The sequence below is a fragment of the Kribbella endophytica genome, from assembly GCF_054781295.1.
In genome coordinates this window covers 1,934,407-1,959,005 of sequence record NZ_BAAGUR010000001.1, presented here as the reverse complement: position 1 = coordinate 1,959,005, position 24,599 = coordinate 1,934,407, and the positions used below count along the sequence as shown (strand labels likewise).

General features: G+C 69.8%; 18 protein-coding genes. 5 read left to right on the top strand and 13 right to left on the bottom strand.

What is annotated here, in order from left to right; genetic code table 11:
- Positions 1 to 25: 25 nt before the first annotated feature.
- Positions 26 to 826, top strand: coding sequence for a hypothetical protein (locus ACYVIO_RS09350; protein WP_460650263.1), 801 nt, complete (start codon positions 26 to 28; stop codon positions 824 to 826).
- Here ACYVIO_RS09350 and ACYVIO_RS09345 read toward each other — a convergent pair.
- On the bottom strand, positions 778 to 1,158 hold the full coding sequence (locus tag ACYVIO_RS09345; protein ID WP_460650262.1) for a sterol carrier family protein: 381 nt from the start codon (positions 1,156 to 1,158) through the stop codon (positions 778 to 780). The two genes, ACYVIO_RS09350 and ACYVIO_RS09345, sit on opposite strands and share 49 nt — an antisense overlap.
- A gap of 85 nt (positions 1,159 to 1,243) precedes the next feature.
- Here ACYVIO_RS09345 and ACYVIO_RS09340 point away from each other — a divergent pair, with 85 nt between their 5' ends.
- Entirely contained in the window at positions 1,244 to 1,864 is a 621-nt protein-coding gene (locus ACYVIO_RS09340) for a hypothetical protein (protein ID WP_460650261.1), read from the top strand.
- A 96-nt stretch (positions 1,865 to 1,960) separates the two neighbouring features.
- Here ACYVIO_RS09340 and ACYVIO_RS09335 read toward each other — a convergent pair whose 3' ends face one another.
- The 6 genes from ACYVIO_RS09335 to tmk form a co-directional block, all read right to left on the bottom strand.
- Positions 1,961 to 3,478 (bottom strand): alpha/beta hydrolase, encoded by a 1,518-nt coding sequence (locus tag ACYVIO_RS09335; protein WP_460650260.1) that lies wholly within the window; start codon positions 3,476 to 3,478, stop codon positions 1,961 to 1,963.
- A gap of 14 nt (positions 3,479 to 3,492) precedes the next feature.
- The gene (locus ACYVIO_RS09330; RefSeq protein WP_460652076.1) at positions 3,493 to 4,572 is read right to left on the bottom strand and encodes a PSP1 domain-containing protein; all 1,080 of its coding nucleotides are present in this window, start codon (positions 4,570 to 4,572) and stop codon (positions 3,493 to 3,495) included.
- A 71-nt stretch (positions 4,573 to 4,643) separates the two neighbouring features.
- Positions 4,644 to 5,576, bottom strand: coding sequence for a DUF4190 domain-containing protein (locus ACYVIO_RS09325; protein ID WP_460650259.1), 933 nt, complete (start codon positions 5,574 to 5,576; stop codon positions 4,644 to 4,646).
- A 17-nt stretch (positions 5,577 to 5,593) separates the two neighbouring features.
- On the bottom strand, positions 5,594 to 6,253 hold the full coding sequence (locus tag ACYVIO_RS09320; RefSeq protein ID WP_460650258.1) for a DUF4190 domain-containing protein: 660 nt from the start codon (positions 6,251 to 6,253) through the stop codon (positions 5,594 to 5,596).
- Between the two features lie 359 nt (positions 6,254 to 6,612).
- Positions 6,613 to 7,782 carry a DNA polymerase III subunit delta' gene (locus ACYVIO_RS09315; protein WP_460650257.1) on the bottom strand — a complete coding sequence of 390 codons (1,170 nt, stop codon included), beginning with the start codon at positions 7,780 to 7,782 and terminating at the stop codon, positions 6,613 to 6,615.
- Positions 7,783 to 7,901: 119 nt separating this feature from the next.
- The gene (gene tmk / locus ACYVIO_RS09310) at positions 7,902 to 9,887 is read right to left on the bottom strand and encodes a dTMP kinase (RefSeq protein WP_460650256.1); all 1,986 of its coding nucleotides are present in this window, start codon (positions 9,885 to 9,887) and stop codon (positions 7,902 to 7,904) included.
- Between the two features lie 125 nt (positions 9,888 to 10,012).
- Between tmk and ACYVIO_RS09305 the strand changes: the two genes are divergently transcribed.
- Both ACYVIO_RS09305 and ACYVIO_RS09300 read left to right on the top strand, forming a co-directional pair.
- Positions 10,013 to 11,332: a hypothetical protein gene (locus tag ACYVIO_RS09305; RefSeq protein ID WP_460650255.1), complete on the top strand. Its 1,320-nt coding sequence runs from the start codon at positions 10,013 to 10,015 to the stop codon at positions 11,330 to 11,332.
- A 107-nt stretch (positions 11,333 to 11,439) separates the two neighbouring features.
- Positions 11,440 to 12,033 carry a biotin transporter BioY gene (locus tag ACYVIO_RS09300; RefSeq protein ID WP_460650254.1) on the top strand — a complete coding sequence of 198 codons (594 nt, stop codon included), beginning with the start codon at positions 11,440 to 11,442 and terminating at the stop codon, positions 12,031 to 12,033.
- Here ACYVIO_RS09300 and ACYVIO_RS09295 read toward each other — a convergent pair.
- From ACYVIO_RS09295 to ACYVIO_RS09270, 6 genes are all read right to left on the bottom strand, one after another.
- The gene (locus tag ACYVIO_RS09295; protein WP_460650253.1) at positions 12,030 to 12,404 is read right to left on the bottom strand and encodes a DUF4913 domain-containing protein; all 375 of its coding nucleotides are present in this window, start codon (positions 12,402 to 12,404) and stop codon (positions 12,030 to 12,032) included. The genes ACYVIO_RS09300 and ACYVIO_RS09295 overlap by 4 nt on opposite strands.
- Before the next feature lie 60 nt (positions 12,405 to 12,464).
- Entirely contained in the window at positions 12,465 to 12,635 is a 171-nt protein-coding gene (locus ACYVIO_RS09290; RefSeq protein WP_460650252.1) for a hypothetical protein, read from the bottom strand.
- A 154-nt stretch (positions 12,636 to 12,789) separates the two neighbouring features.
- Complete coding sequence (locus ACYVIO_RS09285; RefSeq protein WP_460650251.1) at positions 12,790 to 15,585, bottom strand: glycoside hydrolase family 2 TIM barrel-domain containing protein; 2,796 nt, start codon at positions 15,583 to 15,585, stop codon at positions 12,790 to 12,792.
- A gap of 93 nt (positions 15,586 to 15,678) precedes the next feature.
- Complete coding sequence (locus tag ACYVIO_RS09280; protein ID WP_460650250.1) at positions 15,679 to 16,137, bottom strand: Fur family transcriptional regulator; 459 nt, start codon at positions 16,135 to 16,137, stop codon at positions 15,679 to 15,681.
- Between the two features lie 11 nt (positions 16,138 to 16,148).
- Positions 16,149 to 18,911 carry a type I DNA topoisomerase gene (gene topA, locus ACYVIO_RS09275; RefSeq protein WP_460650249.1) on the bottom strand — a complete coding sequence of 921 codons (2,763 nt, stop codon included), beginning with the start codon at positions 18,909 to 18,911 and terminating at the stop codon, positions 16,149 to 16,151.
- 282 nt (positions 18,912 to 19,193) lie between these two features.
- Positions 19,194 to 20,471 carry an alpha/beta hydrolase family protein gene (locus ACYVIO_RS09270; RefSeq protein WP_460650248.1) on the bottom strand — a complete coding sequence of 426 codons (1,278 nt, stop codon included), beginning with the start codon at positions 20,469 to 20,471 and terminating at the stop codon, positions 19,194 to 19,196.
- A 211-nt stretch (positions 20,472 to 20,682) separates the two neighbouring features.
- On the opposite strand from ACYVIO_RS09270, the gene ACYVIO_RS09265 reads away from it, so the two are divergent.
- Positions 20,683 to 24,366, top strand: a complete 3,684-nt coding sequence (locus tag ACYVIO_RS09265; RefSeq protein ID WP_460650247.1) for an NPCBM/NEW2 domain-containing protein — start codon at positions 20,683 to 20,685, stop codon at positions 24,364 to 24,366.
- The last annotated feature ends 233 nt before the right edge of the window (positions 24,367 to 24,599 follow it).

Below are 24,599 nucleotides of genomic sequence, written 5' to 3'. Positions count from 1 at the left end.
GCCCGGAGCACAGACAGGACACCAGATGATCTCGACCACGACGGTCCGAACCCGGGCCCTCGCCCTCGTCGCCGCCGGCTCGGTGGCACTCGGTACGGCGCTGCTGGCGCCGGTCGCCGCGAACGCGAGCCCGACGACGGCCGCCGCGCCGATGCAGGTGCAGAGCGGGGTGCCGTTCACGCTGAAGCCCGGCGAGATCCTGCGCCCGGGGCAGTACCGTCGGTCGTGGAACAACAAGTACACGTTCGTCATGCAGAAGGACGGCAACGCCGTGCTGTACCAGGGCAAGACCGCCCTGTGGTCGACCGCGACGAACGTCAAGGGCTCGTCGATCTCGCTGCAGCGCGACGGCAACCTGGTCGTCTTCCTCAGCACCCGCGCGATCTGGCACAGCAACACCAACGGCAAGAAGCCGTCCGGCCTGGTCGTCCAGGACGACGGCAACCTGGTCATGTACGACACCGCCAAGCACGCCTACTGGTCGCGCTGGACGGTCATCGAGACGCTGAGCCCGGGCCGCGCGCTGAAGACCGGTCAGCTGCTCTACTCGCGCAACGGCATGTACCGCCTGCAGATGCAGAGCGACGGCAACCTGGTTCTGGTCAAGGCCGGCAAGACCCCGCTGTGGTCCACCAAGACCACCAAGAAGGGCGCCTTCGCCATCATGCAGACCGACGGCAACCTGGTTGTCTACGTCGGCAAGACCGCCCTCTGGTCGAGCCGGACGAACAAGAAGGGCGCCATCCTCCAGATGCAAGGCGACGGCAACCTGGTCATCTACTCCGGCCGTACGCCGGTCTGGTCCTCGGGCACCGGCGGCAAGTAGTCCTCGACCAGCGGCAGGAGTGCACTCAGATCGGTGCGCTCGCCGCTGGCTCGGAGTTTGCCGCTGTCGCGGGCTTCGGGCCAGGTGATTCGGCCGAGGCCTAGGTCGATCCAGAGTTCGGGGGGCATCTCGACGACGGCGCCTGGGGTGCCGCGGGTGTGGCGGGGGCCCTCGATGCACTGGACTGCGCCGTACGGCGGGACGCGGACCTCTACCGCGTGGCCGGGGGCCTTGGCGACCAGGAGCTTCAGCAGTTGTTTCACCAGGAGTTTGAGATCGGCCCGTTCGGCTTCACCTGCCTGGTACCGGCGTAGCGCCGTGTCGAAGTCCACGACGGGCCAGCGTAGCCGCGGTTTCGCTCCCGCCCCCTTCGTGGTCGATAATCAAGCGCGACGACAATGCGATGCGGAGGTCCGGATGCTTACGCCCAGGCACCAGGCGCTGGTGGCGACACTGGCCGGGATGACCGTCGGGGTCGCCGTCTTCGGCGTCGTCCTGGCGGTCAACAGTGCAACGGGAAACGACTCCGCGCAGACCGTCGTCGCCAGTCCGACCTCGACGCCGAGCCAGACCGCGACCGACGGGCTCCAGCCCGATGCGTTGCAGTACGTCGCGCAGACGTTCGGCAGCGACCGTTCGCCGGTCACGGCCGAGATCCCGTCGGGCTGGAAGAGCAGCCAGAGCGGCACCAGGCCGCGGTACGTCGACTCGACCGGCGTCTGGCAGATCCGGTTCGACGCGCGCGGCAGCAAGCAGACGCCGGCAGCGCTGCTCGCGGCCCGGCAGGGCAGCATCGACGAGCCGGACTACAAGGTGCTCAGCACCGAGAACACCACGCTCGTCTACACGTACACCGACAAGGCCCGCGGCCCGCGGATGGGCCTGTCGCGCTGGATCCCGGCGGGCGACAGCGGCCGGTCGGCGGTCGAGATCACCGTCGGCGGCCGCCCGCAGGACGAGGCCGGGCTGCGCGCGGTACTCGAGCGGGCCACAGAGACCCTGCAACTGCCGGGCTCGGACGACAACCGGCCAAGCTAGCGCTTGGGTCCTGTACGACGGGCTGGGCGCTAGCGCCCAGCCGGCCACGGAACACCGAGGTCGCCAGCGCCGCGTACGTCGTACAGGCTCAGGCGGTCAGCATCTGAGGTCGGCACCGGGGGGCGAGCCCTGCAGCAGGTAGCTCTCGACCGCGGTGTCGACGCACGCGTTGCCGGCCTTGTAGCCCGTGTGGCCGTCGCCGTCGCGGGTGATCAGCACACCGCTCTCCAGCTCACCCGCCAGACCGACCGCCCATCCGTACGGCGTCGCCGGGTCGCGGGTGGTGCCGATCACGACGATCGGCTTCGCGCCGGGCGCCTTGATCGAGTGCGGCTTGCCGGTCGGCTTCACCGGCCAGTTCGCGCAGCTCAGCGAACCCCACAGCAGGTACGCGCCGAACCGCGGCGACTCGGCGGTGTACTTCGCGGCCAGCGCCTTCCCCTCCGCGACCGACTTGATGTCCTGACGGTCGAGGCAGTTGACCGCGTAGATCGCCTCGTTCGCGTTGGTCGTGTAGCCGCGCGGAGTGCGATCGGTGTTCTCGTCGACGATCGCCAGCAGCCGCGCGCCCTTGCCGGCCAGGCCGTCGGCGACAGCCTCCTCCAGCCGCGGCCAGGCCTCCCGCGAGTACAGCGGGTAGATCACGCCGAGCACGGCCAGGGCCTGCGTGACCTCGCGCTCCCCGCCGGTCGGGATCGGCTTCGCGTCGGTCTCGGTGAGCAGCTTGTCGACCGCGGCCAGCACCTCGGCCTTGCTGGTGCCGAGCTGGCAGTTGCGGCCGGCGCAGTCCTCGGCGAACGCGTCGAGCGCGGTGTCGAAGCCCTTGGCCTGGGCGATGTTGTTCTCCTCGGCCGTCTTCGCCGGGTCGACCGCGCCGTCCAGCACCAGCCGGCCGACGTTCTTCGGGAAGAGCTCGGCGTACGTCGCACCGAGGAAGGTCCCGTACGAGTAGCCGATGTAGTTCAGCTCGACGTCGCCGACCAGCGCCCGCAGTACGTCGATGTCGCGCGCGGCGTCCTCGGTCGAGACGTGCGGCAGAAGCTTGCCCGAGCGCTGCTCGCAGGCGTCGGCGAAGCCCTTCGAGACGGTGTTCAGCTCGTTGATCTCGGCGTCGTTGTCCGGACTGCCGTCGGTCGCGATGAACTTGTCCTGCTCGGCGGTGTCCAGGCAGCGCACGGGCGTCGAGTCGCCGACACCGCGCGGGTCCCAGCCGACCACGTCGAACTTGCGCAGCAGCGCCGGGCCGAGGATGAACGACGCCGCGGCGGCGAACTGGACGCCGGAGGCGCCGGGGCCGCCCGGGTTGAGGAAGAGCGTGCCGATCTTGCCGGTCCGGTCGCGGGCCGGGACCTTGCGGGCGCGCAGCTCGATGGTGTCGCCGGCGGGCTTGGTGTAGTCGAGCGGGACGGTGATCGTCGCGCACTGGCTGCCCGAGCCGCAGCGCTCCCAGGAGGGCGTCTGCTGGTAGAACTTCTCCAGCCCGGCGGGGATCGGTCCGGCCGGCGCGTTGGTCGGCTTGCCGCCGCCCGTCGTACCGCCGCTGTCTGCGTCCTGGGCGCGCGTTGCGACTCCGCACCCACCGACCAGCGCCACGACCAGCAGCCCTGCAACCACCCTGCACGTCTTCACTACGAGCCGTCTCCCGTGTTGTCGTCCGGTCCAGCGCTGGTGGACCCGGTGTCCGTCGACGAATCACTCAAACGCCGCCGCCGGCGAGGCTTGCGCTTGCGAGCGGCCGGCTCCCCGTCCGTGGACTGCTGGTCCGTGGACTCGCTGTCCGTGGATTGCCCACCCGCGGTCGGCTCCGGCGGCGCGGTCGGTTCCGGCGGCGTGGCCTGCCGAACCACCGGGGTCGGGAGCTCAGCCGGCGCGTCCGGCGTGGTGGTGCTGCTCGCCTCGTACTGCTGGCGAGGTGAGCACACGTCGGCACGGCTGCACGCACAGCGGCGACCAGATGCAGCAAGCCGTACGACGACGGTGTCGCTCGGGACGTTGTGCCCGACCACGACCCCGTCTCCGGCGGGTGTCTCCACCGGCGTACCGACAGAAGGCGCCTTCGCGTTGAACTCCTGGTACAGCGGGTGCTCGTACTTCAGGCAGCACATCAGCCGGCCGCACGCGCCGGAGATCTTCAGCGGGTTGAGCGGCAGGTCCTGGTCCTTCGCCATCCGCACGCTGACCGGCTCGAAGTCCTTCAGGAACGTCGCGCAGCACAGGTCGCGGCCGCACGGCCCGATCCCGCCCTGCAGCCGGGCCTCGTCGCGCGCGCCGACCTGGCGCAGCTCGATCCGCGCCCGCAGTCCCCGCGCGAGGTCCCGGACCAGTTCACGGAAGTCGACGCGGTGCGGTGCGGAGAAGTACACGATCACCAGCTGGTCGACGTCGGCCCGCCGGTCGACGAAGTCGATGCCGACCACCTTCATCGGCAACCCGTGCTCGCGGATCAGCCGCTTCGCGGTCAGCCGCGCGTCGGCGCGGCGGTCGCGGTTCTGCTCGTCACGCTGCAGGTCGGCGTCGGTCGCGACGCCCTCGCACAGCGGCAAGCCGCCGATCTCCTCGGTCACGTACTGCGGCGCCCACACACACTCGGCGACCTCGGGCCCGTCGTCGGTCGGGACCAGCACCTTCTGCCCGACCCGCGGCCGGTGCGGACCGGGGTCCAGGTAGTACAGCCGTCCGTACCGCTCGAACGACACCGCCATCACCATGCCCACGCGGCCAGACTAGGGCATCTACGGTGAACTCCCGGGAGCTCGAGGCCGGGGCGGGGTCGGGCAGGTCAGCGCTTGCTGTCCTTCACGGTCTTGTTCAGCGAGTCGCCGTACGGGCCGTACGCCGTGCAGTAGACGTTGCGGTCGCCGCTGTTCCAGCCGGCCCGCTCCGGGTACCAGGCGACCGGCTCGAGTTCCGAGTCGTCGACGTCGATGCCGACGTACGTCTGGAACTTCTCGTCGCAGGCGGCCTCGCCGAGGTCACCGACCTTCTCGTCGCCCGGCCAGGTCTGGGCCGGTAGCGTCACCACGCCGTACAGCTCGCCGTCGTGGGCGGCGGTGCAGGACGAGCGGGCGACCTCGTCCTCGTCGGAGGTGTCGTTGAAGCACTCGCCGACCACCAGGGCCTCGATGTAGACGCCCGTGGTATCCGACGAGCTGACCGGCGTACCGCCGCTGGAGTACTCGTCGTCGGGCAACTGGGAGCCGATGATGATCAGGGTGATCACTGCCGCGGCGACCACCGAGATCACGCCGCCGACGATCAGGCCGATGACCGCCTGCGGGGTGCCGTCCTCGTTGCGGCGCTTGATCTGGACGAGGGCGGCGATGCCGAGGCCGACCGCGACCGGCGCGGCGATCGTGAAGATGATGCTCGCCAGACCGGTGACGAGCGCGGCCGTGGCCAGGCCGTTGGTCCGGCGGACGTTGCTCGGGTAGCCGTACCCGTACGGCACCGGGGGCTGGCCGTAGGCCGGCGGGTACTGCTGGGTCGGGTACGCCGGGTACTGCTGCTGCGGCGGCTGCTGGGGAGGCTGCTGGTACGGCGACGGCTGCTGCGGGGCCGACCACGGCTGCTGGGGCTGCTGCGGCGCCGAGTACGGCGGGACGAACGGCGCCGGAGCGTCGTCCTGCGGCCGCTGCTCCTCGGCGTACGAGGGGAAGCTCCGCGGCCGGTCCTGTGGCCGGTTCGGGTCGTGCTGGTACGGCGGTTGTGTCATGTTCTTCTCCCCCAGGACTAACGCTGCGCGCCGCGCATGGAGCCCACCAGGCGCTCCCCGCCCACCATGCACAGTACGTTGCCATCAGCAACAGCTTGATCTTCCAGCACCACGTAGTACATGTCCAGGTCGGAGCGCTCGTACGAGGTCCCGACGAAGTCCTGGAACGCCGTCGCGCAGTGCTGGGTCGCCGACGTGCCCTTCTGCTCCGTCGACAGGCCGGTCATCGCCGCCGTCACCTTCGCGTACGCCTCGCCGGAGTGGGAGGCGCCGCAGTCGGCGATCGTGACCATCCGCAGGGTGTCGGCCGACAGGTCGGCGTGGAAGCACTGCATCACCCGGACGTCGGCGATCGGGACCGAGCGGCCGATTCCGGCCTGCCGTTCGCCGTACAGGCCGAGGGCGGCGGCGACGCCGATCGCGATCACCCAGCAGCCGGAGATCGCCAGCGCGGCCTGCGCCAGGCGTCGGCCGCGGGTGCCGGCTTTCCTGGTACGCCGAAGTGCGACCGCCGCCAGCGGGATGCCGACCGGGATCAGCCCGGGCAGGCTGAAGGCCAGCGCGGCGATCGCGAAGCGATCCAGCCGCCGCTGCGTCGGCGTCGGCACCCCGTCGAGCCACGACTCAGCCGACGGCAGCGACCGCACAGGCTCGACAGGCTGAGGCGGTTGGGTCATTCAGTTCCTTTTGCGAGGGCCAGCGGCTGAGTTCCCCAGCCAGCCAGGACATCGCCGGTGCCCCTACCTTCGTTACAGCAAGTCCGCAACCCAGACCCGTGTCTCACCCCTTGAGCAGGTGGTTCTACGGGGTGTTTGTGGCTGATGTCACGAAGAGCGTCTTGTGGCTGGTCGCCGTTGTATCGCCGGGTGACGTAGCTGCAACGTCCCGCCGCTGCCGGCGAAGAAAGCCTGAAGGGGCCTGGCGGGAGCTTCCTCAGCCGTTGCCCTCTCTCCCTCCTCCGGCTCCCCACCCACCCACGCTCGGGAGCCTGCACCTCCACCTGTAGTTCGGGGTGGGGGCCTTCAACCTCTTCGGGTCAGCCTTCGAAGAGGTTGATGGTCATGGCTTCCAGGGCCAGGAGGGGGGCCACGTTGGTTTCGATGGCTTCTCGGCAGGCGGCCAGGGCGTCGATGCGGCGGATGGTTTGTTCGGGGGTGGTGCGGTCGGCGAACTGGGTGATCGACTTGTGCAGTTCGGCGTTGATCAGGTCGCTGCCGGCGCGGGTCTGGACGACCAGGACGTCGCGGTAGAGCGCCATCAGGTCGACCAGTGAGCGGTCGAGCACGTCGCGTTCCCAGCGCTTGGCTCTTGCCTTCTGCTGTTCTTCGAGGTCCTTCACGGCAGCGGCGGCCTCGCGGGGCCTGGCGCCCTTGGTGCCTACGCCGAGTGCCTGCTCGAGTGCGGTGCGTTCCTTCTCGTCGACGGCCGCGGCGCTCGCCTTCGCTTCTTCTTTGGCGGCCTCCGCCAACTGCTGCGCCGCCTTCAGACACGCTCCGAGGTCCCGCAGCGCGAACGGCACCTCCAGCACCTTCGTACGCCGTTCGCGCACCGTCTCGTCACGCGCCAGCGCCCGCGCCCGCCCGATGTGTCCCTGCGCGGCCCGCGCCGCGAACCCGGCCTGCGCGGCGTCCACGCCGAGCGTCCGGCTCAGCATCTCCGCCACGGCGTCGACCGGCGGCGTCCGCAGCACCAGCAACCGGCAACGCGAGCGGATCGTCGGTACGACGTCCTCGACCGTCGGCGCGCACAGCACCCAGACGGTCCGCGGCGACGGCTCCTCGATGCTCTTCAGCAGCGCGTCGGCCGCCTGCTCGGTGAGCCGGTCGGCGTCCTCGACGACCATCACCTGCCAGCGCCCCTGCGTCGGGCTCATCGCCGCCCGCCGGATCAGCTCGCGGATCTCGCTGACCCGGATCGACAGCAGCTCGGTGCGGATCAGCGACACGTCCGGGTGCGCGCCGGTCAGCGTCGTACGGCAGCCGTTGCACTCGCCGCAGCCTTCGTTCGCGCACTGCAGCGCCGCCGCGAAGGCGCGGCCTGCGTTGGACCGCCCGGAGCCAGGCGGCCCGGTGATCAGCCAGGCGTGCGTCATCCCCGCCGTCGCCGCGCCGCTCTCCCCCCGCAGCCGAGCAGCAGCACCCGACACAGCCCGAGTCAGTACGCCGACCGCCGGCTCCTGCCCGACCAGGTCATCCCAGACAGTCATCAGGCGTGCCTCCTCGAATTGGCCGGCAACCACTGCTCATCCGCCCACCACATCGGTGGCCGGTACTTGCTGGAGGGAGCCGAGGCGCGGGCCCCCAACCTCTTCGGTGGCACCTGTCGTCACCCGACCTTCGGCAGGAGCGGGAGCAGTCGGGCCTGGATCTGTAGGGCGATCTGTTCGCGGTCCTGGGTCGCGTCGATCACCAAGTAGTGCTGCGGTTCGGCGGCGGCGAGCTCCAGGAACGCTGCCCGGACGCGCTCGTGGAAGTCGGCGGACTGCGCCTCGATGCGGTCGCGTTCCTCGAAGCGGCCCAGTCCACTGCGTGGCGGCAGGTCCAGCAGGATGGTCAGGTTCGGGCGGAGATCATCGGTCGCCCAGCGGTTCACCCGCTCGACGTCCGACAGGTCCAGATCGCGCCCGGACCCCTGGTAGGCCAGCGCGGAATCGACGTACCGGTCGGTGATCACCACCGACCCGGCCTTGAGCGCCGGCTTGATCACCGAGTCCACGTGCTCGGCCTTGTCGGCGGCGTAGATCAGCGCCTCCGCCCGGTGCGAAATGTCGCCGGTCGCCGGGTCGAGCACGATCTGCCGCAGCGTCTTGCCGAGGTCCGTCGCGCCCGGTTCGCGCGTCAGCAGGACGTGCTGCCCGCGCTCCTCCAGCCACGTCACCAGCAGCGCGGACTGCGTCGACTTGCCCGCGCCCTCGCCACCTTCCAGGGCGACGAACAAACCGGTCGTCGGATACACCCCAGGCGTCTTGCCGAAGCTCTTCCGTACGTCGCGCCAGAACGGCACGCCCGGCCGGTCGTCCATCTGCCGCCAGGCGACCAGCCCGATCCCTCCGGCGAGCACGGCCGCGATCAGCATGGTCAGGGCGGCGCCGTTGTAGCTCAACGACCGGTCCCCGACGTGCACGGTCCGGCGGCCGATCGCGCCGGCCAGGAACGGCGCGACCGCGAGCGTCAGCGCGAGCACCGTGCGGACCGCCGACTGCACGAAGGCGAAGGTCCGGCCGCGCAGGTTGTCCGGGACCTCGAGCCCGAGCAGCGTCTGGCCGGAGACCCACGAGGCGCCGGCGCAGAAGCCGAGCAGGATCGCGATCATCGTGGCGATCTCGATCTGCTGGATCAGCGAGAGCCCGGCCAGCCCGACCCCCGACCCGACCAGCCCGGCCGCGAACAGCCGGCGCCGGGACAGCCCGGAGAAGATCCGGGGCGCGAACCCCATCCCGAGCGCGAGACCACCGAAGACCGCGCCGAACAGCACGCCGTACCCGGGATCGCCCGCGTCGAGGTCCTCGACGTACGTACGCCCGAGGCCGATCACCACGGCACCGGCCGCGAAGGCGCCGGAGATGCCGACGACCAGGCCGCGGACCACCGGCGTACCGGTGACGTACGACCAGCCCTCGACCATCGTCCGCCACAGCGTGGGGTGGTCCTCGTGGTCGTGCGAGCCGGCCCGGCCGATCTCGGCCACGGAGATGATCGCGAGGCCGGAGACCGCGAAGGTCGCCGCGTTCACGTACACCGCGATGTCGATCGCGACGTCACCCAGCCCGCGGCCGGCCAGCGTGATCGCGGTGAAGATCACCGCCGCCGGCAGCGCCGACCCGTACGTCGTGACGAGGCTGATCTGGTTGGCCGCCTCGAGCCGGTGCCGGGGCACCAGGTTCGGCACGCTGGCGTCCTTGGACGGACCCCAGATCAGGCTGACGATCTCGATCAGCACGGTCGCGACCAGCACCCAGGTGAGCGTGCCGACGATCGGGATGCTGACGAAGAAGGCCGCCCGGATCATGTCGCCGATGATCATCGTCCAGCGCCGGTCGAGCCGGTCGGCGACCCAGCCGGCCACCGGGCCCATCACCAGCGCGGGCAGCACGCGCAGGAACAGCACGCCGCCGATCGCGAAGTTGGCCGCCTGGTAGTCGTCGCCGGCGAAGTTCTTGGCCATCGCGGTCAGCGCGAGCAGCCCGATCCAGTCGCCGAGGCTGGACAGCCCGAAAGCGATCCACAGCCGCCGGAACGCCCGGATCCGCAGCACCGCCCGCACGTCGTGGGCCGGTGCAGGATCGGTCAACGGGTCGTACGGCTCCGGCACGACACAGAGCCTAGTCGGCCCGGCGGACAGCTCCGTCCGTACGGGGTGGAATCGCGGTCCGGCACCGGCTGGCAGGACCCTGCCGCCGCAGGGAGCGCCCTGATCGGCGCTGACATGCTGGTGCCGTGAACCCGGACGCCGCGCAGGAGCTCTACCAGGACGCCGACGGCCTCGACTGCCTGGGCGCGTTCACCGATCGCGGGATGACGAAGCTGCTGGCCGGTCTCGGCCGGGCCGAGCCGTCCGACTGGTCCGAACGGGTCACCGCGGCCGGCACCGACCTGGCGACGCTCCTGCCCCGGCTGACGGACCGCGACCCGGAGGTCCGCGCGGCGGTCACACAGGTGTTCGAATGGTGCTGGGACGACGCGGGCGTGCTGGTCGACCACCTGCGAGCGCACCTGCGGACCGAGCGGGACCGGCGGGTCAGGCTCGGTGCGTTGCTCGCGGCGGCCCGGCTGACCGCCGTAGACCCGGACGCCGAGCAGGCCGCCGAGGCGTGGCTGGCCAGAACCGCGTCCACTTCGAGCTCGCCGCTGGACCAGTTCGGGGCCGGGCTCGGTCTGGCGCGGTTCGTCCGGGCCGAGGTGCCCGACGCGCTGGTGGACACCTTGGCGACGACCTTGGCGCCCGCCTACGACCCGTACCTGGAGCTGTTCGGCGACGGCGCGCACCTGGCAGTTCTGGAGGCCCTGGACGACGAGCTCGCGGCGGAGCTCCGCTTCGTCCTCGGCACCTCCGGGAAGTGGCGACCGCCTGGGTTCGGCTCGATGGCCGGCTCGGTTCTGAGCGCCTGCCATCGTCCGGACGCGGACGCGGTGGATGCCCTGGACGTCGTGGAGCTGATGCACGTCGTCGCCGCCATCGCGGCCGACCCGGAGGCCGGGACCGACGCCCGGCGGACCGCCGCCCGTGACCTCGCTGGGCTCCCGCCGGGCGTGACCCGGCCGGTGGCCGGAAAGCTCGCCGTCGCCGCGGCCGCACAGGACGAACATCTGCGCGCGCAGGCCATGCTGGCGCTGGCCAGGACGGGTGACGCGCGCGCCCTGCCGCCGCTGATCGAGCTCATCGAGGACAACCGGCGGGAGCTGCACGGACTCGGCCAGGCGATCGCCGACCTCCGCGGGTACGCCGACGAGCTGCTGCCTGCGATCACGCGTCGGCTCGACCGCGTGGCACCGGCCGAGGTCGAGTTCCTGGACGGTGGCCTGAACCGCTTCCACGGTGGTCTCGAAGTCTTCGACCTGGAGCTGATCCAGGGCCTGGCGCAGTGGGGTGCGGCCGCGATCCCGGTCGTTCCGCGGCTCGAACGGATTCGTACCGAGTACCTGGCCGAGCAGCTGCGGTGCGCCGGCCGGCTCGCGGCCGACTACTACCCCCTGTGGAACGGCATCAGAGTCGTCGAGCAGACCTTGGAGCGGATCGGGCCTCCGTCCGGCAGGTGATCACTGACACAGGTGTGGTCGTGCGGGGGTCCGGCTGATGCAGACTGAGGCGGTCTGATCCAGAAGGGCCGTCCGTACGCCGGGCGGCCGACCGATGTGGAGGCTTCGTGACCACCGCCGTTCCCCTGCCCGCTCAGCGGCCGCTCGTACTCGCCGACGTTCTGGGCAGGTCCCGGACCCGCGACGTCGCGCTGGTCGTCACCGCCGCGCTGTTCACCGCGGCGCTGGCGCAGATCGCGATCCCCGTGCCCGGCTCGCCGGTCCCGATCACCGGGCAGACGCTGGCCGTCGTACTGACCGCTGCCGCGCTCGGCCCGCACCGCGGGCTGGCCGGCCAGGCGCTCTACCTGATCCTCGGCGCGATCGGCCTGCCGTTCTACAGCGAGGCCTCCGGCGGCTTCGAGGTGATCAGCGGCGCGACCGGCGGCTACATCGTCGGCTTCCTGCCCGCGGCGTACCTGATCGGCCTGGCTGCCAAGCACCAGCTCGACCGGGCCCTGTGGAAGGCGCTGCCGCTGTTCGTCGCCGGCCAGGCGATCATCTTCGCCGTCGGCGTCCCGTGGCTCGCCGTCACCGCGCACCTGAACGCGAGCCAGGCGATCGCCGCCGGCTTCACCCCGTTCATCGTCGGCGGCCTGATCAAGGCAGCCGTCGCCGGCGCGGTCCTGCCGGGCCTCTGGAAGCTCACCAAGAAGAGCTAAGCCGGTACGGCGATCAGCCGGCGTTCGTCCTCGAACAGGCCCTCGGGTGGGTCGATCACGGGCAGCGCCGGCGTCGGGAACTCGGTGTGCTCGCGCCGGCACCCGGCGAACGGGCCGTCCGGGTCGAGCAGGTACCGCATGTGGTGGTCGGCATGGTCGCGCCACCACACCGACATGCCCGTGTCGCCGTCGTGCCGCAACGCCTCCCAGGCGCGCCAGAGCGCGTCCAGCCGGCTCATCGCCTCGAAGTGCTGGTACCACTCCGGGCACCAGACGTAGGCGTGCCCGAGCTTGCGGGCGTAGGCCTCGACCAGCCAGTCGGCCACGAAGGCGCCCAGGTGCGGGAAGTGCAGGTTGTACTGCTCAGCCATCTGCTGCTCCTGAAGGTCCGCTCCCGCCGTCGCGCCGACGGCGGGAGCGCGGGGGACGGGTCAGCGGCTCCGCTCGGCCTTCTTGATCTCCTTGTCGAGCTTGCCGAGCTGGTTGGCCATCTGCTTCATCGCCGGCTCCTTCGACGAGATGCCCTCCCGGGACATCTCGGACTGGCACTCCTGGATGCCCTTGTACTGCGCCTTGAGCTCCTCGACAGACTTCTTCGCCATGCTCGTTTCCCTTCCCAGGAACGGTCTTTGTGGTCTGTGCCGGTTGGCACGACCACTCGGACGCAAGCACGGCTCCCGCCGGTTCCCGCCACCCAACGCATTCCGCCTCCGTCGAATAGTTGGACTTCGACGGAGGCGGTTTGCTAGTGCGGAATCAGCTGAACTTCACCGACAACGAGGCCGGCGCGGTGTGCAGCTTGTACTTGTCGGCCAGGGCCGGGCCGCAGGAGTTGGAGCCGATCCCGGCCTGGGCGAGGTCCAGCGTCACGTACGTCGTGTCGCCGGCCTTCACGTCGATCGTGTGCTTGGCGTTCTCCAGGTCCGCACTGGTCCAGTCGCGGACCGTCAGGCCGAACAGGTCCGGCGCCGCCTCGATCCGCAGCGTGCCCTGCGCACCGGTCAGCACGGCCCAGCGGGTGTCGATGCGATGGCCGTTCTCCTGCGGACGCACGTACGGCGTCTGCAACTGCTCGACGGTCGCGGAGTACTTGCCGACCGCGGCCGCCGACCGGGTGTCGACGTACGCCTCGTTCGGTCCGGCGCCGAACCACTCGACGCCGTCCACCTTCGGCAGCTCGAAGGTGATCCCCAGTCGCGGCAAGGTCGCCGGGAACTGGCCCTCGGGCTTGACGGTGAGGTCGAGGTGCAGCCCGTCCTCCAGCCGGCTCCAGACCCAGGTGGATACGAGTCCCCACTGCAGCGCAGGCGGCGCCGTACGGGTGACGACCTTCCAGCCCGTCTGGTGCGTCGTGGCCGACACAACCCGGTGCTGGACGCGGTGCAGTCCCTGCTCGCGCCACGCCTCGGCCACGCCCGGGATGGCGTCGTTGTCGGTCGGTGCGCGCCAGACGTCGAGCCGCGCGTTGCGGATCGCCCCGACACTGATCCCGTGGACCCCGGCGACACCGTCAGGTGCGGTGCACGAGCCGGTCTGCGCGGTGGTCTTCGCACCCGACGACGCCGACTCGTCCAGCCGGACCTGGCCCCAGGCAACCCGGTGCCCGGCCTCGGCCCACGCCGTACCGTCGGTCAGCTCGGCAGTCACCGTCACCCACGCTTCAGCCTGCGAGGCGAACTCCTGCACCGGCAGCTCGACCGACGCGGTCTCGCCCGCAGCGATCGCGGGCACCGCCAGGTCGCCACCGGCGACCCGCTCGCCCTCGACCTCGACGACGTACCGGAACGTCAGGTGACTCGTGTCCAGAACCTCGTACCGGTTGCCGATCGCAACGCCATTGCCCTCGGCAACGATCCGCAGCGGCTCGATCACCTTGACGTACTCGAGCATGCCCGGCGACGGCGTCCGGTCCGGGAACAGCAGCCCGTCGCAGACGAAGTTGCCGTCGTGGATGGTCTCGCCGAAGTCCCCGCCGTAGGCGTAGAACTCCTGCCCGTCCTCGCTCTTGCGCAGCCCGTGGTCGATGAACTCCCAGATGAAACCGCCCTGGCAGCGCGGGTACTTCTCGAACAGCTCGCGGTAGTCGAGCAGCCCGCCCGGCCCGTTGCCCATCGCGTGGCCGTACTCGCACAGGATGAACGGCAGTCCCCGGTACGACGTGGGGTCCTCGCCGATCTTCGCGACGTCCTCGGGCGAGGTGTACATCTGCGAGTAGATGTCGACGAACTCCGCATGCGTGTCCCGCTCGTAGTGCACCGGCCGCGACGGGTCGAGCTCCTTGGCCACGGCGTACATGGCCTTGAGGTTGTCGCCCATGCCGCACTCGTTGCCGAGCGACCAGAGCACGATGCTCGGGTGGTTCTTGTCCCGCTCGACCATCCGGCGCATCCGCAGCTCGAGGTCGGGCTTGAAGCGCTCGTCCATCACCGGGTTCGGCAGGTCGGGCGCCTGCGGCTCGTAGCCGAAGCCGTGGGTCTCCAGGTCGCACTCGTCGACGACGTACAGGCCGTGCAGGTCGCACAGGTCGAGGAAGTGCGGGTGCGGCGGGTAGTGGCTGGTGCGGACGGCGTTGATGCCGGCCCGCTTCATGATCAGGACGTCGTCGAGCATGTCCTGCTCGGTCAGCGCGCGGCCGCGGTCGGGGTGGACCTCGTGCCGGTTGACGCCGTTGAACAGGACGCGGTTGCCGTTCACGGTGAAGACGCCGTCGACGATCGCGATGGTGCGGAAACCGATCCGGATCCGGACCTCGCCGCCGTCGGTGCGGACGACCGCGTCGTACAGCTTGGGGCTCTCGGCGCTCCACGGCTCGACCTGCGCGACCGTGGTCTCCTCGCCGGTCGGCAGCTCCAGCCCGAGCTCCGGTACGACGACAGTCCCGGCGACGTCGGAGTCGACCTTGAGCGTGCCGGCGCCACCGTCGTACGACGCGTGCACGAACACGTCGGTCGGCGCGGTCGGCTTCAGCGCGAGCAGGTTGACCTCACGGAAGATCCCGGACAGCCACCACATGTCCTGGTCCTCGACGTAGCTGCCGGTCGACCACTGGTGCACGCGGACGGCGATCCGGGCCTCTTGGCCCGGCGTCACCAGGTCGGTCAGGTCGAACTCGCTCGGCAGCCGCGAGCCGGACGACCAGCCCACGAGCTCGCCGTTCACGTGCAGCGCGAACCGCGAGTCCACGCCCTCGAACCGCAGGACGACCCGCGCCCCGGCGAAGTCGGCCGGCACCTCGACGGTCCGGACGTAGTCGCCGGTCGGGTTGTCGGTCGGTACGAACGGCGGCTCGAGCGGGAACGGGTAGACCACGTTCGTGTACGCCGGGGCGCCGTAGCCCTGCAGCTGCCAGTGGCCCGGCACGCTGATGGTGTCCCAGCCGCTGGTGTCGGGGTCCTTCAGATCGTCGGGCGCCTCCGCCAGGCTCGGCGAGAGCCGGAAGCTCCAGTCGCCGGTCAGCGAGACCCGGGCGGAGTCGTCGTCCAGCCAGGCCCGCGGGGGCAGCACTCCGGCGGCGGGGGCGAAGTCTTCGACATAACTGTGGTCGTAGGTCACAGACGACGAGCCTACGACTGTTCTGTTCACGAATCCACACCGACGAACAGATATGGACACATCAGACCGGCCGCAACCGGTCAGTGACAGAGCTCAGCCGGAGCAGTCCGCGCAGACGCCGACCAGGGCCACCTGCTCCGGCGCGAGCTTGAAACCGAGGTCGCGCTGGAGCTTGCGGCGGGCCGGGTCGAGCGTGTCGCCGGGAGCGTCGAGCACCTTGCCGCACTCGGAGCAGCGCAGGTGCAGGTGACGCGGAGCCAGCTCGCCGGACAGGTGGTACGTCGTACCGGCGCGACCGAGATGGACGTGCGTGACCAGCCCGAACTCACCGAGCGCGTCGAGCGCCCGGTAGACGGTCGCCCGGTGGATCCCCGGCCGCAGCTCCTCGGCCCGCTCGCCGATCTGCTCCGCGCTGAGGTGCTCGTCGGTGTTCGCGAGCACCTCGACGACCGCGAGCCGCGCCGGGGTCACCCGCTCGCCGCGTTCCCGCAGCCGCTGCGCGGTGACCTCGGCCGGCCCTTGCGGAGCAGTGTCTTTCCGGATCGGCGCCATGGTCCAGTCTCTCAGGACTTCTTCGCGGCGGCCTTCTTCGCGGTCGTCTTCTTCGCCGCCGCCTTCTTGGTCGTGGACTTCTTGGCGGCCGCCTTCTTCGCGGTCGTCTTCTTGGCCGTGGTCTTCTTCGCCGGCGACTTCTTGGCCGTCTTCTTCACCGGACCACGGGCCCGCTTGTCGGCCAGCAGCTCGGCCGCCCGCAGCAGCGAGATGCTGTCGACCGCGTCGTCCTTGCGCAGCGTCGCGTTGGTCTCCCCGTCGGTGACGTACGGGCCGAAGCGGCCCTCCTTCACCACGATCGGCTGACCGGACTCCGGGTCCTCCCCGAGCTCCTTCAGCGGCGGCGCCGCGGCACGGCGGCCACGCTGCTTCGGCTCGGCGTAGATCTTCAGCGCCTCGTCGAGGGTGATGTCGAAGATCTGGTCCTCGGTCTGCAGCGACCGCGAGTCCGTGCCCTTCTTCAGGTACGGGCCGTAGCGGCCGTTCTGCGCGGTGATCTCGTCACCGGACTCCGGGTCCTTGCCGACCACGCGCGGCAGCGACAGCAGCTTGAGCGCGTCGTCCAGCGTGACGGTGTCCAGCGTCATCGACTTCAGCAGCGAACCGGTCCGCGGCTTGGCGCTCTTCGGCGCGTCCTCGGGCAGCACCTCGGTCACGTACGGACCGAAGCGGCCGGCCTTCGCGACCACCTGCAGCCCACTGTCCGGCACGGCGCCGAGCTCGATCTCGACACCCGACGGCTGGCTGAGCAGCTCCTTGGCCTTGTCGACCGTGAGCTCGTCCGGCGGCAGGTCCTCCGGCACGTTCGCGCGGGTCTCGTCCGGGCCCTCGACGTACGGGCCGTAGCGGCCGACGCGGACGACGATGCCGCTGTCCGGCGGGCCGACCGGGAAGGTGGACATCTCCCGGGCGTCGATGTCGCCAAGGTCGCTGACCATCGACTGCAGGCCCTCGAGGTCGTCGTCGCCGAAGTAGAACCGGCCGAGCACACCCTCGCGCTGCAGGTTCCCGGCGGCGACGTCGTCCAGCACGTCCTCCATCGAGGCGGTGAACGCGTAGTCGACCAGGCGGGTGAAGTGCTCCTCCAGCAGCCGGACCACGGCGAAGGCCAGCCACGCCGGAACCAGCGCGTTGCCCTTCTTGTAGACGTAGCCGCGAGCCTGGATCGTGCCCAGGATCGACGCGTACGTCGACGGGCGGCCGATCTCGCGCTCTTCCAGCTGGGCGATCAGCGTCGCCTCGGTGAAGCGCGACGGCGGCTTGGTCTCGTGCCCGGAGGCGATCACCTCGGTGGCCGGCAGGACGTCGCCCTGCGCCACGTCGGGGATCTGGGTCTCCCGGTCGTCGGTCTCGTGCGACGGGTCGTCCGCGCCCTCGACGTACGCCTTCAGGAAGCCGTGGAAGGTGATCACCCGGCCGGACGAGGTGAACTCGCAGTTCTCCCCGGTCGAGGCCTTGGCGTCGATCTTGATCGAGACGCTGTTCCCGGCCGCGTCCTTCATCTGGGACGCGATCGTGCGCATCCAGATCAGCTCGTACAGCCGGAACTCCGCACCGGACAGCCCGGTCTGCGCCGGGGTCTGGAACTGCTCCCCGGCCGGCCGGATCGCCTCGTGCGCCTCCTGGGCGTTCTTCACCTTGGAGGTGTAGACCCGCGGCTTGTCCGGCAGGTACGACGCGCCGTACAGCTCGCGGACCTGGGCCCGGGCGGCGGTGATCGCGGTGTCCGACAGCGTGACACTGTCGGTACGCATATAGGTGATGTTGCCGTTCTCGTACAGCCGCTGCGCGATCTGCATCGTCTGCGAGGCGGACATGTTGAGCTTGCGCCCGGCCTCCTGCTGCAGCGTGGTGGTCCGGAACGGCGCGTACGGCTTGCGGGTGTACGGCTTGGACTCGATCGAGCGGACCGTGAACTGCGAACTCTGCAGCGCCGCGGCCAGGGCGGTCGCGGTCGACTCGTCCAGGTGGACCGTGTTCTGGCCCTTGAGCTCACCGGTCGAGGCGAAGTCACGGCCCTGAGCGATCCGCTGGCTGTTCACCGAGACCAGCCGCGACGGGAACAGCCGGGGCGTCTTGCCCTCGCCGGCGTCCAGCGTGGCGTCCAGGTCCCAGTACGACGCGCTGCGGAACGCGATCCGCTCGCGTTCGCGGTCGACCACCATCCGCACGGCGACCGACTGCACCCGGCCCGCCGACAGCTTCGGCATGACCTTCTTCCACAGCACCGGGGAGACCTCGTAGCCGTAGAGCCGGTCGAGGATCCGCCGGGCCTCCTGGGCGTCGACCAGCGCGTCGTTGATCTGCCGCGCGCTGCCGACCGCGTCCTGGATCGCCTTCGGCGTGATCTCGTGGAAGACCATCCGCTTGACCGGGATCTTCGGCTTCAGCTCGTCCAGCAGGTGCCACGCGATGGCCTCGCCCTCGCGGTCCTCATCTGTGGCCAGGTAGAGCTCGTCGGCGTCCTTCAGCAGGTCCTTGAGCTTGCGGATCTGCGCCTTCTTGTCGGCCGGTACGACGTACAGCGGGTCGAAGTGGTCGTCGATGTTGACGCCGAGCCGGGCCCACGGGAGGCCCTTGTACTTGGCGGGGATCTCGTCGGCCCCCTTCGGGAGGTCCCGGATGTGGCCGAAGCTGGACTCCACCACGTACCCGGCACCCAGGAAACCGGCGATCATCCGCGCCTTCTTCGGCGACTCGACGATCACCAGTCGGCGCCCGGTCCCCGGTACCGCGGTTCCGGACGATGTCTTGGTCCCTGCTGCCCCTGCCACTGCGCTCCTTGCTGTTTACGGCCCGTACGCCCAACCAACGTCTGCGGCCGGACTGCTCATTCCCCGTGAGCACCACCCCGAGCACCGACCCTGCCCGAAGACAGAGTACGGCCGACAGCAACGCATTTCTCAACGCACGGTAACCGGTCGCGCCGCCACGAGCCGCATTCGGGTGACGGAAAGCACGGGAAAGCCGCCGTGCCGGGCCCGCGGCTCACCTCGTACTTCGCCCGCACGTGAGGCGCGCACCCGCACGGTCCCGGATGCCGAGACCGCGATTGCTCAGCGGACGAAACCGATCGCGGGGAACTTGCCCGACTCTTTCCGCAGCAGCGACTGGGGGCGGCCACGGAGCGTCTGGTCGAAGAAGGCGGCCAGGTAGTCGCGCTGGGCGGTGACGGCCTGGGTCTCGTCGCCCTTGCCGACCAGCTTGCCGACAGCGATCGGGATCAGCTCGTCGTCGCCGTACACGTGGTGGAAGAGCTGGGCGAAGACGAAGCGGAAGTCGCAGAACGCGAAGTGCTCCGATCCCTTCAGCTGCAGGTTCAGCTTCCAGCCCTGCTGGGACTTCCAGAACGCCGCCCACGACGCGTCGTAGTTCGGTGCCTTCGGGTCGAGCCGCTGGCTGGTGTCGGAGCCGAAGAGCAGGAACGGCCGCTTCAGTCCCTTGCGCGCGACGTCGCCGACCAGGTGGTCGTCCTTGCTGTCCGACAGCGTGCCGTCGAGGTTCGCCCCGGCCAGCACACGCCGGTCCTGCAGCATCGTGTTCGCGGCCGTGTAGCCGCCGAGCGAGTACCCGAACATGCCCGTACGCCGAAGGTCGAGCCCGTTGCGCAGCCCGAACGGCAGCTTGCGCTGCTCGGCTTCCGGGTTCCGGCCGGCGTTGAGCTGCTCGAGCTGGTTCAGGACAAAACGCGTGTCGGCGGTCCGCGTGTCGACCACGTCGTGGATGAGTTCGGCGGTCGGCGCCTGGTCCGGGTCGTGGCCGGGAACGAACCGTCCGTCGGGGAACTGGACCGGCGTCTCACCGGTGTGGTCCATGCTGACCACGATGTAGCCCCGGCTGGCCAGGTCCTCGGCCTGCTGCGTGTTGAGGAACCGGCTGAACGGGTACCCCGGCGAGAACACGACGACCGGGTGCTTGCCGGTCCGGACCGGTACGCCGACGCGGGCGTGCGTGTCGGTGTTGGCGAAGTCGAGCACGGTGCCCGGCAGCCAGAACGCCTCGGACCACTGGCGTCCGACGTACTCGGCGGTCTTCTGCGGCATGTACTTGGCGACCGGAGCCTCCCGGCCGATCCCGGAGGCCGGGTACCAGACGCTGACCATCAGCTCCCGCTTGCCGCTGGGCGCGGTCGAGTCGGCCCGGGCGTTGTCGACCAGGTGCAGCTCGGTGGTGCCCAGGTCGTAGCGACCGGTCGGCTCGGGCAGGTCGAAGGTGACCGGCGTGTAGTCGGGGTCCTGCGGCTCCGGGTCCGCGTGGGCGGTCAGCGGCGTGGACAGCAGGGCAACAGCCAGTACGCCGACCAGCGCCTGGTTGATCCTTCGACAGTTCGCCATGCGCAACATCGTCGCCTCACGCACTGTCACCGGGGATCCACCGTCCGATGGAGGACCCGTCTCAACTTCATGACAGCCGAGCTAGTGACAGCGCGCCTCCGATCAGTTATCAATGGCAAAACTGTTCATAGTTGCTTGAAGTGAGGCCGTCTTGAGCATCTTTCGTAACCTTAAACGTTCAGCTTTGCTGACAACGACCTGTTTGGCCTTGGTGGCGGGAGCCCTGGTCAGCACGTCGGCGGCCGCCACCCAGGCCGCCGGCACCTCTCTGGGCAAGGTCACCGCCTTCGCCGCCGACAACGCGACGTACACCCTGACCGCCGGTACGGCGAAGGTCCGCGTCGTCTTCGTCAAGGACGACGTGTTCCGCCTCTGGCTCGCGCCGGACGGCGAGTTCACCGACCCGGCCAACACCCCGCCGACCGACCCGGCCGCCCCGGCGTCGAACATCGTCGCCAAGACCGACTACGCCACGCCGAAGACCAGTTGGCGCGACCGTGGCAGCTACTACTCGCTGACCACCGGCAAGATCGAGGTACGCGCGAACAAGTCCCCGCTGCGCTTCTCCCTCTACCGCAGCAACGGCCAGCAGGTCTGGTCCGAGACCGCTCCGCTGTCCTGGACCGACACCGACGCCAGCCAGTCCCTGAGCCGTGGCGCCAGTGAGCAGTTCTTCGGCGGCGGCATGCAGAACGGACGCTTCTCGCACCGCGACCAGACCGTCACCGTCTCCCGCGACTTCAACTGGGAGGACGGCGGCAACCCGAACGCGTCGCCGTACTACATGAGCACCGCCGGGTACGGCGTACTGCGCAACACCTTCAGCCCCGGCAGCTACGCGTTCACCGACCCGGTGGTCACCAAGCACGACGAGAAGCGTTTCGACGCGTACTACTTCGTCGGCGACCTCAAGACCTCGCTGGACCGCTACACCGAGCTGACAGGCCGGCCGTTCATGCCACCGGTCTACGGGCTCGAGTACGGCGACTCCGACTGCTACAACCGCGGCCACTACGCGACCGACCCGGACACCAGCAACGACTGGAAGGTCCACCCGGTCAAGACCACCACGCTGGACGCGGTGAAGGTGGCCCAGAAGTTCCGCGACGAGGACATGCCCGGCGGCTGGATGCTGGTCAACGACGACTACGGCTGCGGCTACTCCGACAACACCGAGTCCGAGCAGGTCGACGGCACCTGGTGGGGCAAGCGGGAGATCGCTCCGCTGAAGCAGACCGGTGAGGAGCTGAACAAGCGCGGCATCCAGATGGGCCTGTGGACGCAGTCCTCGCTGGACCGCCAGCCGGCCGAGGTCGGCGAGGCGGGGGTCCGGGTGCGCAAGCTGGACGTCGCCTGGGTCGGCCCGGGCTACCGGTACGCGCTGAGCGCCTGCGACACCGCGCACGACGGCATCGAGCAGTACAGCAACGCCCGCGGCTTCGCCTGGATGGTGGAGGGCTGGGCCGGAGCGCAGCGCTGCGCGGTGCAGTGGACCGGTGACCACAGCGGCTCGCTGGACGCGATCAAGTGGCAGATCCCCGCGATCACCGGCTCCGGCAACTCCGGCATCGCCTACAGCGCCGGCGACATCGACGGCATCTTCGGCGGCTCCCCCACCAGCTACGTGCGGGACCTGCAGTGGAAGGCGTTCACACCGGCGCTGATGACGATGTCCGGCTGGGCCACTCCGGCGTACAAGCAGCCCTGGGCGTACGGCGAGCCGTACACGGCCATCAACCGCAAGTACCTGAAGCTGCGCGAGCGGCTGCTGCCCTACTTCTACTCGTACGCCGCCGAGGCGCACCGCACCGGCGCTCCGCTGAACCGGTCGCTGGTGCTGGAGTACCCGAACGACCCGAACACCTGGGGCGACGCGGCCAAGTACGAGTTCCTGGCCGGCAAGGAGTTCCTGGTCGCGCCGAGCTGGACCGCCGACGAGGTGAAGAGCGGCATCTACCTGCCCAAGGGCCGCTGGATCGACTACTGGACCGGCAAGGTCTACCAGGGCCCGACCACGGTCAACGGCTACCACGCTCCGCTCGACACGCTGCCGCTGTTCGCCAAGGCGGGCGCCGTCGTACCGATGTGGAAGAGCGGCATCAACACCGCCACCGAGCAGGGCTTCGGCGATCGCCTGACGGTCGACGTCTACCCCGAGGGCAAGTCGTCGTTCAACCTGTACGAGGACGACCGCGTCACCCGCAACTACAAGGAGAACAAGTCCGCCAACCAGCAGCTGGAGGTCGACGCACCGACCACCGGTCGCGGCGACGTGACGGTGAAGATCGGTGAGAGCCGCGGCTCGTACGCCGGCAAGCCGAGCACCCGTCCGTACGAGCTGACCGTCCACACCGGCACCGCGCCGCGCGACGTGACGCTCGACAACCGCAAGCTCACCAAGCTGGTCAGCAAGAACGCCTACCTCGCGGCCTCCTCCGGCTGGTACTACGAGAACGGCGTCGTACTGGTGAAGACCACCGCGATCTCCACCAGCAAGTCCGCCACGGTCCGGTTGTCGCAGACCACCTCGGTCGGTGGTGGCAAGACCGTCACGGACACGTTCGGTACGCCGGAGCTCAGCAGCCCGTCGCTCTGGAACGCCCCCGGCCAGGCCACCGAGGTCACGGCCACCTTCAAGAACGCGGGTACGACGACCATGCGCGACGTCCGGCTGGCCCCGAACCTCCCGGCCGGCTGGACCGCCACCGGGAGCAGCACGTTCGCCAAGGTCGACCCGGGCAAGACCGTCACCACCAAGCTCCAGGTGACGCCGGCCGCGTCGGTGAAACCCGCCGCGTTCACGCTGCGGCTCGACGCGACGTACAAGGTGGGCAGTGCGACGTACACGAACAGCACGGTCGCGACCGCCCAGCTGCCGTACGCGTCGTTGTCCCAGGCAGCGAACGTGGTCGGCGTGACGGACGCGAACACCTATGCCCAGGGCAACTTCGACGGCTCCGGCAACAGCTTCAACGGTGAAGCACTCGCCACCGCCGGCTACACCCCGGGCGCCAAGGTCACCGTCCAGGGCGCCGAGTTCACCTGGCCGACCGGAGCTCCCGGTACGGCCAACCTGGTGAAGAACCAGTCGGCGCCGATCCTCGTCACCGGCAGCGGTTCGCACCTGGCCCTGCTCGGTGCGGGCGCCAGCTTGAATGCCAAGGGCAACGTCACCGTCATCTACACCGACGGCACCGAGTCGCAGGCACCACTGCAACTGCCGAACTGGTGCTGCCAGGACCCCACCACCGGTGGTGCCAAGGAAGCAGTGTCGGTGAAGGGCCGCTACACCGCGAGCGGTCTGGCGAACACGACCACCGACTACCGGGTCTTCTACACCGCCGTACCGCTGACCGCGGGCAAGACCGTCAAGGCGATCAAGCTGCCCGGTGGTGGTCTCGGCTTCTTCGCGGCCACCCTCGCGGACAAGCCTTTGCCTCCGGCACCGACCGGTCAGCCGTGGGTCAGCGACCTGGAGTGGGCCGACTCGGCCAACGGCTGGGGTCCGGTCGAACGCGACAAGAGCAACGGAGAGGACGGTGCCGGCGACGGCGGACCGCTCACCCTGGCCGGGACGCAGTATGCAAAGGGCATCGGTACGCACGCGCCGAGCTCGGTCAGCGTCCGGCTCGGCGGCAACTGCAGCACGTTCACCGCGCAGGTCGGGGTCGACGACGAGATGGAGGACCGTGGCAAGGTGAGCTTCAAGGTCGCCGTCGACGGTGTGGTGAAGTACACATCCGATCTGCTCACCGGGAACTCCCCGACCGTGCCGGTCTCCGTCGACGTCACCGGCGGCGAGAACCTGACACTGCAGGTGACCGATGCCGGTGACGGTGTCACCAGCGACCACGCCGACTGGGCCGATGCGCGGCTGACCTGCAAGGACTCCTGACCGAAGGGGCAACGCCCCCGAGCGCATCCGTCTTTCGGCTGGACTTTCCCTGAGACCACCCCCGGAACCCACCTGCCCCTCAGTAAGGGGGAACAACAGGTGGGTTCCGGTGGCAACAGGGCCCTCCGGCATGACACGCTTCGTGCTGGCACGGCCGTGGCCCCCTCCCATGGTGGTGCCAACGCCACCATCCAAGTGGTGCCAACACCATCAGTTCTGGTCCGCGCGACGAC